General features: G+C 67.0%; 10 protein-coding genes. 7 read left to right on the top strand and 3 right to left on the bottom strand.

The features are described from left to right. Window positions 1-3: 3 nt before the first annotated feature. The gene (locus C0V74_RS08020) at window positions 4-981 is read left to right on the top strand and encodes an agmatine deiminase family protein (RefSeq protein ID WP_143251322.1); all 978 of its coding nucleotides are present in this window, start codon (window positions 4-6) and stop codon (window positions 979-981) included. Between the two features lie 24 nt (window positions 982-1,005). Next, window positions 1,006-1,128, top strand: a complete 123-nt coding sequence (locus C0V74_RS13275; RefSeq protein WP_282595916.1) for a hypothetical protein — start codon at window positions 1,006-1,008, stop codon at window positions 1,126-1,128. Window positions 1,129-1,222: 94 nt separating this feature from the next. Here the strand turns inward: C0V74_RS13275 and thrS are convergent, their stop codons facing one another. Then, window positions 1,223-3,250 (bottom strand): threonine--tRNA ligase, encoded by a 2,028-nt coding sequence (gene thrS, locus C0V74_RS08025; RefSeq protein ID WP_143251323.1) that lies wholly within the window; start codon window positions 3,248-3,250, stop codon window positions 1,223-1,225. Between the two features lie 220 nt (window positions 3,251-3,470). Next, entirely contained in the window at window positions 3,471-5,135 is a 1,665-nt protein-coding gene (locus tag C0V74_RS08030; protein WP_246844802.1) for an alkaline phosphatase D family protein, read from the bottom strand. 102 nt (window positions 5,136-5,237) lie between these two features. Between C0V74_RS08030 and C0V74_RS08035 the strand changes: the two genes are divergently transcribed. The 5 genes from C0V74_RS08035 to C0V74_RS08055 all read left to right on the top strand — a co-directional run bounded on the left by C0V74_RS08035 (window position 5,238) and on the right by C0V74_RS08055 (window position 13,923). Then, entirely contained in the window at window positions 5,238-5,957 is a 720-nt protein-coding gene (locus tag C0V74_RS08035) for an alpha/beta hydrolase (RefSeq protein ID WP_143251324.1), read from the top strand. A 9-nt stretch (window positions 5,958-5,966) separates the two neighbouring features. Beyond that, window positions 5,967-6,785 carry a tetratricopeptide repeat protein gene (locus C0V74_RS08040; protein ID WP_143251325.1) on the top strand — a complete coding sequence of 273 codons (819 nt, stop codon included), beginning with the start codon at window positions 5,967-5,969 and terminating at the stop codon, window positions 6,783-6,785. Further along, complete coding sequence (locus C0V74_RS08045; RefSeq protein ID WP_143251326.1) at window positions 6,782-7,765, top strand: LLM class flavin-dependent oxidoreductase; 984 nt, start codon at window positions 6,782-6,784, stop codon at window positions 7,763-7,765. Before C0V74_RS08040 ends, C0V74_RS08045 begins: the two co-directional genes overlap by 4 nt. A gap of 143 nt (window positions 7,766-7,908) precedes the next feature. Further along, a complete protein-coding gene (locus tag C0V74_RS08050) occupies window positions 7,909-12,654 on the top strand; it encodes an NAD-glutamate dehydrogenase domain-containing protein (RefSeq protein ID WP_143251327.1) in 4,746 nt (1,581 codons plus the stop codon). A 42-nt stretch (window positions 12,655-12,696) separates the two neighbouring features. Next, complete coding sequence (locus C0V74_RS08055; RefSeq protein WP_143252234.1) at window positions 12,697-13,923, top strand: FAD-dependent oxidoreductase; 1,227 nt, start codon at window positions 12,697-12,699, stop codon at window positions 13,921-13,923. Here C0V74_RS08055 and queG read toward each other — a convergent pair. Continuing rightward, on the bottom strand, window positions 13,907-14,968 hold the full coding sequence (gene queG, locus C0V74_RS08060) for a tRNA epoxyqueuosine(34) reductase QueG (RefSeq protein WP_143251328.1): 1,062 nt from the start codon (window positions 14,966-14,968) through the stop codon (window positions 13,907-13,909). The two genes, C0V74_RS08055 and queG, sit on opposite strands and share 17 nt — an antisense overlap. Between the last annotated feature and the right edge of the window lie 19 nt (window positions 14,969-14,987).

The raw sequence follows: 14,987 nt of genomic DNA on the forward strand, positions 1-14,987 counted from the left end.
TCGATGTCCGCGTTGATGCCGCCGGAGTGGGCGCCGCAGGCCTGGCTGTGGATCGGCTTCCCGCACGATGCGGAGGAATGGCCAGGCTACCTGTCGCGCGCGCAGGAGCAGATGGCGGCGTTCGCGAACGCGGTTGCCGAAAGCGGGCAGGAGGTTCGCCTGCTGGTGCGGCACGCGGCGAACGAAGCGCGTGCGGCAAGCCTGGTTATGGGGGCGGTGAAGCTTGAGCGGCGCGCCTACGGCGATGTGTGGGTGCGCGACACCGGACCCCTCGTCCGCGGCGACGGAAACGCGCTGCGCTGCCGCTTCAACGGCTGGGGCGGCAAGTACCTGATGGAAGGCGACCAGACGATCGGCGCCGAACTCGCCCGCGATGCCGGCCTGCCGGTCGTGGAGACCGACTGGATCCTTGAAGGCGGTGCGATCGACGGCGACGGCACCGGCCTCGTCGCGACCACCGAACAATGCCTGCTCAACTCGAACCGCAATCCGCAGCTGTCGCGCGGCGACATCGAACAGCGATTGGCGGCCGATCTCGGCCTGGACAGGGTCCTGTGGCTTGGCGACGGGTTGTTGAACGATCACACCGATGGCCATGTCGACAACCTTGCCCGGTTCGTGGCGCCGAACCGGCTGGCGCTCCCGCGGGGGACGGGGGCGGACGATCCAAACGCGAGAGTCTATGCCGACGCGAGGGACCGCGCCGAGGCGTTCGGCGTCCAGGTGGCCGACATCCCGTCGCCCGGCCTGATCACGCGCGGCGATTTCATCGAGCCGGCGAGCTACGCCAACTTCGCGATCACGACCAATCTGGTCGTCGTCCCCACGTTCGGCTCGGTGCACGATGACGAGGGGGTCGCTGCGATCGCGGACCTCTTTCCCGATCGCGCGACCATCGGCCTGCCCGCCGATGCGGTACTCGCGGGCGGCGGCGGCTTTCACTGCGCCAGTCAGCAGATGCCGGCTTTAACTTCGCCTTAGCTTCTTGGCGCGCATGACGCGCACATGGCCAAGGCTGTCGCCCGTATCCTGACCACCGAATCGCCACTGAGCGAAATCGCCCGGTTCGCGCTGGTGACCAGCTGTCCGCTCGCGATGATCCTCGCCGGACGCGCGCTGCCGTTCTAGGTCGGACGCGCCCGTCTGGCGCATCCGCATCAGTCTCGATCAATCGCCGGATTTCATAAGCGCGCGATCAGATCGCTGCCGCCGAGGCGCAACGTCACCGCAAGTCGGGCGGGGTAGCCTCCGCTGTCAGTAGCGCGATTGCGTCGTCGAGCGGCATGACCTTCTGGTGTTCGGCCCCGAGCGTACGCAGCGCGACCGTGCCTTCATCCGCCTCCCGCTTGCCGACGACCAGCAGGTGAGGGACCTTCTTGAGGCTGTGCTCGCGCACCTTGTAATTGATCTTCTCGTTGCGGAGATCCGCCTCCACCCGCACGCCCGCGGCCCGGAGCTTGGCCAGCACCTGTTCCCCGTACTCATCCGCATCCGACACGATGGTGGTGACCACCGCCTGGGTCGGCGCCAGCCACACGGGCAGCTTGCCGGCAAAATGTTCGATCAGGATGCCGATGAAGCGCTCGAACGTGCCCAGGATCGCGCGATGCAGCATCACCGGCCGGTGTCGTTCGCCGTCTTCGCCGATGTAGCTGGCGTCGAGCCGCTCGGGCAGCACCCGGTCGGACTGGATCGTGCCGACCTGCCACGTCCGGCCAATCGCGTCGGTCAGGTGGAATTCCAGCTTCGGCGCATAGAAGGCGCCCTCGCCCGGCAGTTCTTCCCAGCCAAACTCCTCCGTCGCCCGGCCCGAAGCGATCACCGCCTGGCGTAGCTCCTCTTCGGCAGTGTCCCACATCTCGTCCGAACCGAAGCGCTTCTCCGGCCTCAGCGCCAGCTTGATCGCGTACTGATCGAAACCGAGGTGGTGATAGACACTGTCGAGCAGGTCGCAGAAATCGCGCACTTCCTGGACCAGCTGATCCTCGCGCACGAAGATGTGCGCATCGTCCTGGGTGAACTGGCGCACGCGCATGATGCCGTGGAGCGCGCCATGAGGCTCGTTGCGGTGGCAGCAACCGAATTCCGCCATCTTAAGCGGCAGGTCGCGGTAGCTGGTGATCCCCTGCTTGAAGATCAGCACGTGCGCCGGGCAGTTCATGGGCTTGAGCGCCATCCACTCGGCATCGTCCGATACCAGCGGGCCTTCGTCCTCGGTATTGGGCACCTCGTCGGGTATGACGAACATGTTCTCGCGGTATTTGCCCCAGTGGCCGGACTTCTCCCACTGGCGCGCGTCCATCACCTGCGGCGTCTTCACCTCGACATAGCCAGCCGCGTCGAGCCGGCGACGCATGTACGCCTCAAGCTCGCGCCAGATCTTGTAGCCCTGCGGATGCCAGAACACGCTGCCGTGCGCCTCCTCCTGCAGGTGGAACAAGTCCATTTCGCGGCCCAGCTTACGGTGGTCGCGCTTGGCCGCTTCCTCCAGCCGGTGGAGGTGCGCGTCGAGCTGTTTCTTGTTGAGCCAGCCGGTGCCGTAGATGCGCGTAAGCTGCGCATTCTTCTGATCGCCGCGCCAGTACGCCCCCGCCACGCGCGTCAGCTTGAACGCTTGCGGATCGAGCTTGCCCGTGGACGGCAGATGCGGGCCGCGGCACATGTCCAGCCACGCGTCCTCTTCCCCGGGACCGCCCGACCAATAGACGGTCAGTTCCTCATGCTCGGGAAGCTCGGCCGCCCATTCGGCCTTGAAGCTCTCGCCGTGGTCCTGCCAGCGCTTGATCAGGTCCGCGCGTGACCAGACCTCGCGGTGGAGCGGTTTGTCCGCGCGGATGATCTGGCGCATCTTGTCTTCGATCGCGGGAAGGTCGTCGATGGAAAACGGCGCGCGGCTGGCCGGCGCCATCACGTCGTAATAGAACCCGTCGTCGGTCGCGGGCCCGAACGTGATCTGCGTGCCGGGCCACAACGCCTGGATCGCTTCAGCGAGAACGTGGGCGAAGTCATGCCGCGCCAGTTCCAGCGCGTCGGCTTCGTCGCGGCTGGTCACCAGCGCCACCTGCGCATCGCCTTCGAAAGGACGGTTGAGGTCGCGCAGCTCCGCCCCGGACCCGTGATCGACCCGCGCGGCGATGGCCGCCTTGGCCAGGCCGGGCCCGATGGCCGCGGCGACGTCGGCCGGAGTGCTGCCCTGCGGCATTTCGCGCACCGATCCATCGGGGAGGCTGATCTTGAGAAGCTCGCTCATACGTTCCGTCCGTCGTTTGGCGCGCCCATGGCAGAAAGGGGGCCGCGCCGGAAGGCGTCAGAAAGGAGGACTGCTTCGGGAGGATGACGCCTGCCGCCCGAAGCCGGGCGGCGGCGGCGCGGGATCAGCCCGCGACCGACCGCCCCCGGATTGCCGGGGTGGTGGTAGTCAGTGTCAGGATTCGCTGATGCGTCACGCCGATTGACATACGCCGCAAAGACTATCCGCTCAACCCTTCGGTCAGGCGCCGGGCGCCAAAGTCGGCGGACAGCCGGTGCGTTCCCGCCAGCGTGCTCGACCGCTGCTTCACAGAGTCGGTAAACCGCCATTCGCATGTCGCGTTCGCGTGCGTCAGTTCGACCGCCATGTAGCCGCGGCGGGAGGTGTCGCACCATTTGAGGGAACCGCTGGTCTGCACCAGCGCGCGGGCGAGATCCGCCGGCTTGACGAACGGCAGGTAGGTCTCGACCCCGGGCGAGGTGACCGAGGTGCCGGCGAACTCCACCCCGACTCCGCCAAGATCGCTTGCCCAGGCGTTGTGACTGTCGCCCGACAGCACCACCAGGTTCGCTTCTGCTTCTCGCGCCGAGTTGAGCAGGCGATTGCGGGCGGCGGGGTAGCCGTCCCACGAATCCATGTTGAACGGCAGCCCGGCGTCGCTCGCCGCCAGGAGCCCGGCCATGCGCGAGCGCGCCAGCTTCTCGATTTCCGGTTCGAGCTTGAGCGATACGGTCGGTGGCAGCAGCACCGTGCCCATCACCACCTGCTGCACCAGAACCTGCCATTTGCGCCCCGATTGGACGGAGGACTTCAATCCGGCATCGAGCCAGCGTTCCTGCGCCGGTCCCATCAGGGTCCGCTGCGGATCCATGTACGCGCCGTCGTGGAAGCTGCGCAGAGTGGTTGCGGCCTGTTCCGGCGCCACTCCCTTGACGACATCGCTCAGGTTGAACTGCTTGTCGCGCGCGGAGAGGCGGGTTTCCAACCGGAACAGCGTCGCCAGATCGCCGACATCGTACCGCGCCCACGGGTCGTCGCTGATCGGCAGCCACTCCTGGCGCGCCTGCATGGCCGCCTTCCGGCGGGCGGACCACGTGCCTTCTGTCGCTTCGGTGTGATTTTCCGCGCCGCCGCGCCAGGCATCGTTGGCGATCTCGTGATCGTCGAACACTGCGATCATCGGGTATAGCTGATGCAGGCGAGCCAGGTCGGGGTCGCGGCGATAGCTGGCGTAACGCAGGCGGTAGTCGGCAAGGTGGATCGCCTCGCTCAGCGGGTCCGCGATCCGGCCATCGACCCGCTGCTTTTCCGTCGGATATGTTTCACGGTCGTATTCGTAGAAGTAGTCGCCGAGGTGGACCGCAAGATCAAACGCGTCGTCCTCGTTGGCGTGTGCATACGCATTGAAATACCCAAAGCCGAGGTTGGAGCAGCTGAATACCGCCATCCGAAAGCGATCGGTTGCGCCTTCGGGCAGGGTGCGCGTGCGGCCAACCGCGGAGATCGAGCCGTCAGGCGCGATAAAGCGGTAGTGATACCATCTCGCCGGCTTGAGCCCTTGAGCGATCGCCTTGGCACACCAGTCGCGTTGCGGATCGGCGGTAACGCTGCCGCCGGATACCGCCCGCGCAAAGTCGGCGGTCTCCGATACCTCGAACCTGAGACGAGCGGGAGCGGCGGCGGCGAAGCGGGTCCATAACAGGACCGACCTGGCCGATGGTTCCCCGCTGGCGACGCCGTGGGTGAACCCTCGGGCGGCTTGGGCCGCCACCGGCGCGGCGGCCAGGCCAAGGCCGAGAGCGCCTCCCAAGAGCAGCGCCCGGCGATCGAGTGCGATGGTGTGCAACAGGGCTGGTGGCTGGCGTGACATGCGGTTGCGTCCCATGGAGTAGCGCCAGCTATGCTGCCTGCATGACGTCGCCGTGTCACGCGGCGATCGCGCCTGGCGGATTGACCATGCCCCCCTCCCGTGGCCTAGACCTGGGGCATGGATACCGTTCGCTTTCACCCCGTCGCCGGCCGCCAGATCGCCTACCGTTTCCGTCCGGGGTCCGGGCCAGCATTGGTGTTCCTGCCCGGCTACCGATCGGACATGGCGGGGATCAAGGCAGGCGCCTTCTACCAGTGGGCGGCCGAACAGGGCCGCGCCTGTCTGCTGCTGGACTATTCCGGATGCGGCCAATCGGAGGGGGACTTCGCTGATGGTTCGCTCAGCCGCTGGCGCGACGAGGTGGTGGCGCTGATCGATGCGCTGGTGGAGCAGCCGGTGGTGCTGATCGGATCGTCGATGGGCGGGTGGCTGATGCTGCTGGTGGCGGAAATCCTGGAGGACCGGGTGCAGGGCCTCATGGGCATCGCCGCAGCGCCCGACTTCACCGAATGGGGTCGCACGGACGAAGACAAGCGGCGCCTGTCTGCGGGCGAGACCATCTACGACGCCAGTCCGTATGGCCCCACTCCGTTCTATGCCGGCTTCTGGGCCGATGGTCAGGACAACCGGCGGCTGGAGGGAGAGATCACCCTCTCCTGCCCGGTGCGGTTGGTCCACGGCATGCGTGATCAGGTGGTGCCATGGGACATCTCCGTCCGATTGGCGCAGTCCCTGCGTTCGAGCGAGGTTCACCTGACGCTGGTCAAGGACGGCGATCACAACTTGAGCCGCGAGCAGGATATCGCCTTGCTGCTGGGGACTCTCGCCACCATCTGAAGGCTGACCATGCTCAATGCTCTGCTACCCTTTCTGCTGATGCAGGTCGGCATTGCGCCGACGATGCCGACATTCAGCGACCTGCCGCCCGAACTGCGCGACCGGCCCGCCCGCGAGGAGGTCGCTTCGCCGCGCCCCCGGGCGACGACCGCGCTCGATACGTGCCTTAAGCTCGCTGCCAGCGATCCGGCGCGGGCGCGAACGCTTGCCGACGAATGGATCTCGCGCACGACCGGAGCGCAGCGCGCCGCAGGGAGCCATTGCCTGGGCATCGCGACGGCCAACAGCGGAGACTGGGCCGCCGCCGCGGCCGCCTTCCTCGCCGCACGCGGCGATGCCGATGAACCACGCTTCCGCGCACGGATGAGCGCGCTCGCCGGAAGCGCGCTACTCGCCCAAGGCGAGCCGGACGCGGCGCTCGCCGCGCTGGACGTGGGGCAGGTTGATGCGGCTGGCGACGCCGAGCTGTCGGGCGCACTCCAGCTCGACCGGGCAAGCGCGCTGGTGTCTCTGGGCCGGGAAACGGACGCTGCTGCTGCGTTGAGTGAAGCCCGTGCTGCCGTTCCGCAGGATGCGCAGGCGTGGCTGCTGTCTGCGACGCTGTCGCGCCGCTTGGGCGATATGACCGGCGCGCAAACATTTATCGAACAAGCCGCGGCGCTCGATCCGCGGGATCCTGCTGTCGGGCTGGAAGCGGGGGTGATCGCCGCGCTTGATGGCCGGGACGAGGCGGCGCGCAAGTCGTTCGAGTCGGTGGTCGCTGCCTCTCCGGAGAGCGAACAAGGCGTCGCCGCCCAACGATACCTGGTGCAGTTGGCAGGCGAATGATCCCGCTATCGGTCCTCGATCTCGTGCCGGTGCGCGAAGGCGGCACGCTTGCCGAGGCGTTCGCCGCGACGGCGCGGCTGGCCCAGGTGGCCGAGCGGTCCGGCTACAAGCGCTTCTGGGTTGCCGAGCACCACGCGATGGACGGGATCGCCGGGGGCGCGACGGCGGTGGTCCTCGCTCACGTGGGACACGCAACCTCACGCATACGGATCGGTTCGGGCGGGATCATGCTGCCCAACCATAACCCGTTCACGATCGCGGAGCAGTTCGGTACGCTGGACGCGATGTTTCCGGGCCGGATCGATCTTGGTCTGGGACGGGCACCGGGCGCGGGACCGGAGTTGCAGCGCGCTTTGCGCAAGAATCTGCACCAAGCCGCCGAGTTCTTCCCGCAGGACGTGGTCGAACTGCGCGCGCTGCTGACCGGCGAGCCTAAGCTGCCGCTCAAGGCCACGCCCGGCCATGGGGCCAACATTGAACTGTGGATGCTTGGTTCAAGCCTGTTCGGCGCCGACCTCGCAGCCCAGCTCGGCCTGCCCTACGCGTTCGCGTCGCACTTCGCTCCCGATCACCTGGACGCGGCGCTGAAGCTTTATCGGGAGCGGTTCCGCCCTTCGCCCTGGCTCGATCAGCCGCACGCCATGGCCGCCATGACCGTGTTCACCGCCGAAACGGATGCCGAGGCTGAGCTGATCGCTACTTCGCAGCAGCAAAGTTTCGTCCGGCTCCGCACCGGCGAGCCTGGAAAACTGCCGCCGCCGGTCCCGGGCTACCGGGATACCCTGTCGGCTCCGGCACAGAGCCTGCTCGCCCATATCGGCCAAGCGAGCGCTGTCGGATCGCCAGCCACCGTGCGCGCGGCGATCGGGCGCTTTGTCGAGCGGACGGCAGCGGACGAAATCGTCGTCTCGGGCGCGACGTTCGATCCTGCCGCGCGCGAACACTCACTTGTCCTGACGATGGAAGCGCTCGCCGGATAATAGCGGGCGTCGGCGCGTAGTAGCAGCGGCGTGGGGCGGGTTGCGGCCCGGCAGGCAAACGCCTATCGCGCCATTTTGCTGCACAGTGCAGCAACATAATAATGCGGCCCGCCGCCTCCCCTCGGGCCGATGGAGCACGCAGGATGGCCGCCAAAGCCGCTCGATCGACCAGCAAAACCCCGACCAGCGATGCCGCGCGCGTGCCCAAGGACCCTGAGCGTTTGGTCGCGGCACTTGCGGCCAGTATGTCCGATTCGCTGCTGCCGGGCGACGTGGCCTTCGGCACGGAACCGCTCGACGAGGCGGCTCGTTTCCTGATTACTTCGGCCGCCACCCGCGAGGTCGGTCAGCCGATCGTCGCGATCGGTTCGGCGGCCGAGGGCCGGCGTTTCATGCGGATCGCGCTCATCAACGACGACATGCCGTTCCTGGTCGATTCGGTGGCGGCGGCGGTCGCCTCGCATGGGTTGTCGATCGATCGGCTGGTCCATCCGGTGGTGACAGTCGCGCGCGACGCCGAAGGTGCGCTCAAGGATCTGCCGGCAGCATCACCCGAGAACGCGACGCGCGAATCGATGATCTACATCGAGACGCCCCGGGTCGATGCCAAGGAACGCCGTGCGCTGGAGCGTGAGTTGCTTGCCACTTTGGGAGATGTTCGCGCGGCGGTTGCGGATTGGCCCAAGATGCGCGCGGCGCTGCTGACCGACGCCGAGACCATCTCCGATCCGGAAGGTGCCGAGCTGCTCCGCTGGCTGGAAAGCGGCATGCTCACCCAGCTTGGCCACCTGACTCATCACCGCGACGGCAGCCAGGCCAACATGCTCGGGGTGTGCCGCAAGAGCGCGCGCACCATCCTGGCCGACGCCTCGTTCCAACGCGCCTTCGCCTGGTTCGACCAAGGGGGTCCCAACCTGCGCGAACCGCTGATCATCAAGGCCAACCGGCAGTCGAAGGTTCATCGGCGCGTGCCGCTCGACCTGTTCATCGTGCCCCAACGAGAGAGCGGAAAAGTCACCGCGCTATCGATTCACGCCGGGGTGTGGACCAGTGCGTCCCTGGCGACCCCGCCGGCGCAGGTTCCGCGGTTGCGCACCCAACTGGCCTACCTCAACGACAAGTTTGGGTTCGATCCCGGCGGACACACCGGCAAGGCACTGGTTCACGCGCTGACCGCGCTGCCGCACGATCTGCTGATCGGCTTCGGTGACGACGACATCGAACGCGTTGCGACCACGATGATGAGCCTCGTCGATCGGCCACGGCCCCGGCTCGTGCTGGTGGAGGCACCGCTCAGCCGCCACCTGTTCGCGTTCGTCTGGCTGCCGCGTGACATGGTGTCGACCCAGGTGCGCCTGCGAATCGAACAGCTTCTGGAAGAAGGCGCCGGCGCCGGCGCGCTTGACTGGAGCCTGCAGGTGGAAGGCGGGAATCTTGCCCTGCTGCGCTATGTGCTCGACTACCGCGAGCACCAGCACGCCCCCGATGAAGCGGCAATCGAGCGTGCGATCCAGACCCTGTTGCGCGGCTGGGGCGAATCGGTCGAAAGCGAGCTCGCGCTTGACGAGGACCCGACCCGCGCGGCGGCGCTCGCCGCTCGCTATGCGGAAAGCTTCCCGACATCGTATCGCACCGCCTACGGCCCGGCCGAGGCGGCTCGCGATATCCGCCGCCTTCGCGGGCTGGGAACCGCGGAGGCCGATTCAGGCGAACCGCCGCGTCTGCGCGACGTTCGCCTGTACCAGCTTGACCGCGATGATGCGGACCGGCTGCGCCTCAAGGTGTATCAGCACGAAGGGATGCTGGCCCTTTCCGATGCGGTCCCGGCGCTGGAGAACTTCGGTTTCCGCGTGTTGGAGGAGCACCCCACTCCGCTGGCCAGCGATGGCGGCTCACTCGGGACCATTCACGACTTCATTCTGGCGCTCGAGCCGGGCGACGATCTGACCGCGCTGCTCGATCGGCGGGACCAGATCGAGCAAGCGATTGCCGCGGTGCTCAATGGAACGGCGGAGAACGATCCGTTCAACCGCCTGGTCGTCGGCACCGCGCTGTCGTCGCGTGAGGCGGACTGGCTCCGCGCGCTCTATCGCTATCTGCGCCAGGCGAACTTCGGCTTCACCGTCGCCACGGTGGTCGATGCGCTGCGCCGCGCGCCGCAGGTCACCCGATCCCTGGTCGCGCTGTTCGCCGCGCGTCACGACCCGGCGTTCGCCGACGACCGGGCATCCGCGGAAGCAGAGCACGGCGCGGCCATCCGTCTCGGACTCGGGCAAGTCGCGGCGATCAACGACGATCGGCTCCTGCGGCTGTACCACGCGGCCATCGATGCCGTGCTGCGGACTAATGCCTTTGCCCCGTCAGCACGGGAAGCCCTTGCGCTAAAGCTTGATTCGTCGCTGGTTCCAAGCCTTCCCAAGCCGGTGCCGTGGCGCGAAATCTTCGTATATTCGCGGCGCGTGGAAGGAATCCACCTGCGCGCCGGTCCGGTAGCACGCGGTGGGCTGCGCTGGTCCGACCGGCGCGACGACTTCCGCACCGAAGTGCTGGGACTGATGAAAGCGCAGCGGGTCAAGAACGCGGTCATCGTGCCGACCGGCGCGAAGGGCGGGTTCTACCCCAAGCATCTCCCGGATCCCGGCCATGACCGGGAGGCGTGGGCCGCCGAAGGTCGCGCCAGCTACCAGGTTTTCATCCGCACGCTGCTGTCGGTCACCGATAACATCATCGATGGGAAGGTCGTGCATCCGGAAAGCGTGGTGATTCACGACGGCGAAGACCCTTATTTCGTGGTTGCCGCCGACAAGGGTACCGCCACGTTCTCCGACGTGGCCAACGCGATTGCCGAGAGCCGCGATTTCTGGCTCGACGATGCGTTCGCGAGCGGCGGTTCGAAAGGTTACGACCACAAGGCGATGGGCATCACCGCGAAGGGCGCTTGGGTCTCCGTCCAGCGACACTTTCTGGAGATGGGTGTCGACGTACAGACAGAACCGGTCCGGGTGGTGGGTTGCGGCGACATGTCGGGCGACGTGTTCGGTAATGGCATGTTGCTGTCGAAGTCGATCAAGCTGATCGCCGCGTTCGATCACCGGCACATCTTCCTGGATCCCGATCCCGATCCGGCGCGCAGCTGGGCTGAACGCGAACGGATGTTCAACCTGCGCCGGTCAAGTTGGGAAGATTACGATGCCGGGCTCATCAGCAAGGGCGGCGGCGTGTTCGCGCGGACCCTGAAGCTGATCCTGCTCTCCGAAGAAGTGCGCGCCGCGCTCGACATAGCCGACACCGAATTGGAGCCCGAAGCGCTGATCGCCGCGATCCTGAAAAGCCCGGTCGGCCTGATCTGGTTCGGCGGAATCGGCACCTACATCAAGGCATCGGCCGAAGCGAACGCGCAGGTTGGCGACCCTGCCAACGATTCCCTGCGGGTCGATGCCAGCGAATTGCGCGCGCAGGTCATCGGCGAGGGCGCGAACCTCGGCGTTACCCAGGCCGCGCGGATCGAGTTCGCCCTTGGCGGCGGACGGATCAACACCGACTTCATCGACAATTCGGCCGGCGTGACGTGTTCGGACAACGAGGTGAACATCAAGATCGCGCTCGCCGCGGCGAAGCGCGCCGGCAGGCTGACCGAACCCAAGCGCATCAAGCTGCTGGAATCGATGACCGACGAGGTCGCGGACCTGGTGCTGGAGAACAACCGGCTGCAGGCGCTCGCGCTGTCGATCGCCAAGGCGGGGGGCGCGCCGGCGGTCGCCGCACAGCTGCACCTGATGGCGGCGCTCGAAACGCGCGGCGCGCTCGATCGGCGGACCGAAGGGCTGTCGACAGCCGACGTGCTCGCACGCCGGGCCGATGACGGGCAGGGCCTCACCCGTCCCGAGCTGGCCGTGCTGTTGTCCTCGACCAAGCTGGTCCTGCAGGACGCGATCGAAAGCTCCTCGCTGCCTGACGATCCGGTTCTGTCCGACCTTCTGCTCAGCTATTTCCCGTCGACGATGCGCAATACCTATCGCCGCGAGATCGAAGGGCACCAGCTACGCAGGGCGATCATCGCGACGCAGCTTGCCAACCTGATCGTCAACCGGCTCGGCGTGGTGCACCCGTTCGAACTCGCCGAAGAAGAAGGCGTTGGCCTGGCGGAGATCAGCGCGTCGTTCGTGGTGGCGGAGCGGTTGTTCAAGGCGCGCCCGCTGTGGGCCGAGATCGAAGCCGCGCCGATGCCCGAAGAGGCCCGCATCTTCCTCTTCCGGCATGCCGCAGGCGCCCTGCGCAGCCAGATGGCCGACCTGATCCGGGCGGGCGCAAGCACGGTTCAGCCGGGCCAGATGATCGCGGCGCTCGACAAGCGGGTCCAGGTCCTGGCCCGTGCGACGGGCGAGCTGCTGCCGGCGGCTTCGCGCGAACAATCGGGCCGGCTCATCGGCGAATTTGTGGCTCTCGGTGCGCCGGAGACGCTCGCGGCCCAGGTGGCTCACCTCTACGACCTCGACGGGGCGGTCGGCCTGGCGGCATTGTCGAAGGAAGCCGAGATCGACGCGCGCAAGCTTACGGCGGCGTTCACTGACGTGGGCGAGCGGCTGGGACTGGACTGGGCGCAAAGCACCGCAGCGATGATGAACCCGTCGGACGTGTGGGAGCGCCTGCTGGTCGCGGGGCTGTCCCGCGATTTCCAGCAGATGCGCCTGCAATTCCTGCGCCGACTGTCGCGCCGCAAGGGGAGCAAGGACGATCCGGCGGGCGCGGTGGCCAACTGGTCGGAGATGCACGATCCGGCCATCCGCCAATTCCGCAGCATGATCGGCCGCGCGCAGGGCCACAACCCGGTGGCCCCGGCGATGCTCGCGCAGATCGCCAGTCAGGCGCGAAACCTGCTCGCCCGCTAGCGGCGCTTGACGCCTGCCGGCTTGCTGACCATGCCGCTGCCGATGGATCAGGCGGATGTCGTCATCGTTGGGACCGGCCACGGCGGCGCGCAGGCCGCGATCGCGCTGCGTCAGCAGGGGTTTGAGGGGTCGATCATGATGATCGGCCGCGATCCGGAACTGCCGTACGAACGGCCCCCGCTGTCGAAGGAGTACCTTGCCCGCGACAAGCCGTTCGAACGGATCACCATCCGTCCGGCGACTTTCTGGCAGGAACGCGACGTGACCGTCCGCACCCGTACGGTGGTGACCGGGGTCGATCCAGGCGCAGGCACGCTGAAACTGGCTGGCGGCGGCGTGGTGAATTATGGCAAGCTGATCTGGGCCGCGGGCGGCGATCCGCGGCGCCTGTCATGCGCGGGCGCGGACCTGTCGGGGATTCACTCCGTCCGCGACAAGGCGGATGTCGACCGGCTGATGGCGGAACTCGACGGCGGGGCGAGGCGTGTCGCGGTGGTCGGCGGCGGTTATATCGGCCTGGAGGCGGCCGCGGTCCTGACCAAGCTCGGCTGCGAAGTCACCCTCGTCGAAGCCCTGCCGCGCGTGCTCGCCCGCGTCGCGGGCGAACCTTTGAGCGCATTCTTCGAACAGTATCACCGCGCCCGCGGGGTCAACGTTCTGCTCGATGCCAAAGTCGACCGGCTCGAAGGGGAAAACTGCTGGGTGCGGCGCGTGGTCCTTGATAGCGGGGACGTCATCGCTTGCGACCTGGTGGTCGTGGGCATTGGTATCGTTCCTGCCGCCGGCCCGCTGATCGCAGCGGGCGCCGCGGGAGCCAACGGGATCGACGTGGACGAATATTGCCGCACCTCGCTGGACCATATCTATGCCATCGGGGATTGCGCGGCGCATGCGAGCCATTGGGCCGATGGCACGGTCGTTCGCATCGAATCCGTGCAGAATGCCAACGACATGGCGACGACGGTGGCCAAGCACATCACCGGCATTCAAGAGCCGTACCGCGCTTTCCCCTGGTTCTGGTCCAACCAGTACGACCTCAAGCTGCAGACCGCGGGCCTGTCGTTAGGGTTTGATGACGCCGTCGTTCGGGGAACGCCCGCAGAAGCGAAGTTCTCCGTGATCTACTTGAAGGAGGGTCGGATGATCGCGATCGACTGCGTCAATTCGACCAAGGATTACGTCCAGGGGCGCAAGCTGATCGAAGCACGGGCGACGCCCGATCGCGCGAGCCTTGCCGACCCTGCAGTGCCGCTCAAGGAACTGCTGTAAGCTCTCGCAGCGCCCACTGGGCGGCTTCGGCAACGACCGGATCGGCATCGCGCGCCAGTCGGGAAACCGGCTCGACCAGCGTGAGATCGGCTGAGTTGCCGGCGGCTATCAGGCAGTTGCGCACGAACCGGTTGCGGCCGATGCGCTTGATCGGGCTGCCGGAAAACAGCCGCCGGAATGCCGCGTCGTCCAGCGCCAGTAGCTCGGCCAAACGCGGCGCGGCGAGTTCGGCGCGCGGCAGGAAAGCGGCGTTGGCCGCGGCCGACTGCGCGAACCGGTTCCATGGACAGACCGCCAGGCAATCGTCGCAGCCGTAGATGCGGTTGCCGATAGCCTTGCGGAATTCGTGAGGGATCTGCCCGGCGTTCTCGATCGTAAGGTACGAGATACAGCGCCGCGCATCGAGCTGAAACGGTGCGGGAAAGGCCGCCGTCGGACAGGCGTCGAGGCATGCGGAGCACGATCCACAGCGCGGTTGATGCGCGGCGTCAGGCGCAAAGTCGATCGTGGTGTAGATCGCGCCCAGGAATAGCCACGACCCGTGAGCGCGGCTGACCAGGTTGGTGTGTTTACCCTGCCAACCCAGCCCGGCGGCCTGGCCCAGAGGCTTTTCCATCACCGGCGCAGTGTCGACGAACACTTTCACTTGCTCACCCGGCGCCTGCGCCACCAGCCAGCGTGCGAGCCGCTTCAGTGCCTTCTTCACCGTGTCGTGATAATCGCGGCCTTGGGCGTAGACCGAAATCCGCCCCTTGTCCGACTCTCCCGCCAGTGCCAGCGGATCGGTGGCCGGTGCGTAGCTCATGCCTAGCGCGATGACACTGTTCGCTTCCGGCCATAACGTTTGCGGAGAGGCACGCTCCGCCACGCGGGTGGCCATCCAGTCCATCGTCCCATGGCGATCGTCGCCCAGCCAGAGGTCAAGTCGCTCCGCACGGGGACGATCGGGAGCGGCAGACGCGATGCCGATCGCGGCAAAGCCCTCGGCACGCGCCTGTTCGACGAGCGCAACGCGCAAGTCGTCGGTAGCCGGCCTGTTAACCACGCTTGGGGTTGCTCCCGTT

It is taken from the genome of Altererythrobacter sp. TH136 (genome assembly GCF_007065885.1).
Taxonomy (GTDB): domain Bacteria; phylum Pseudomonadota; class Alphaproteobacteria; order Sphingomonadales; family Sphingomonadaceae; genus Tsuneonella.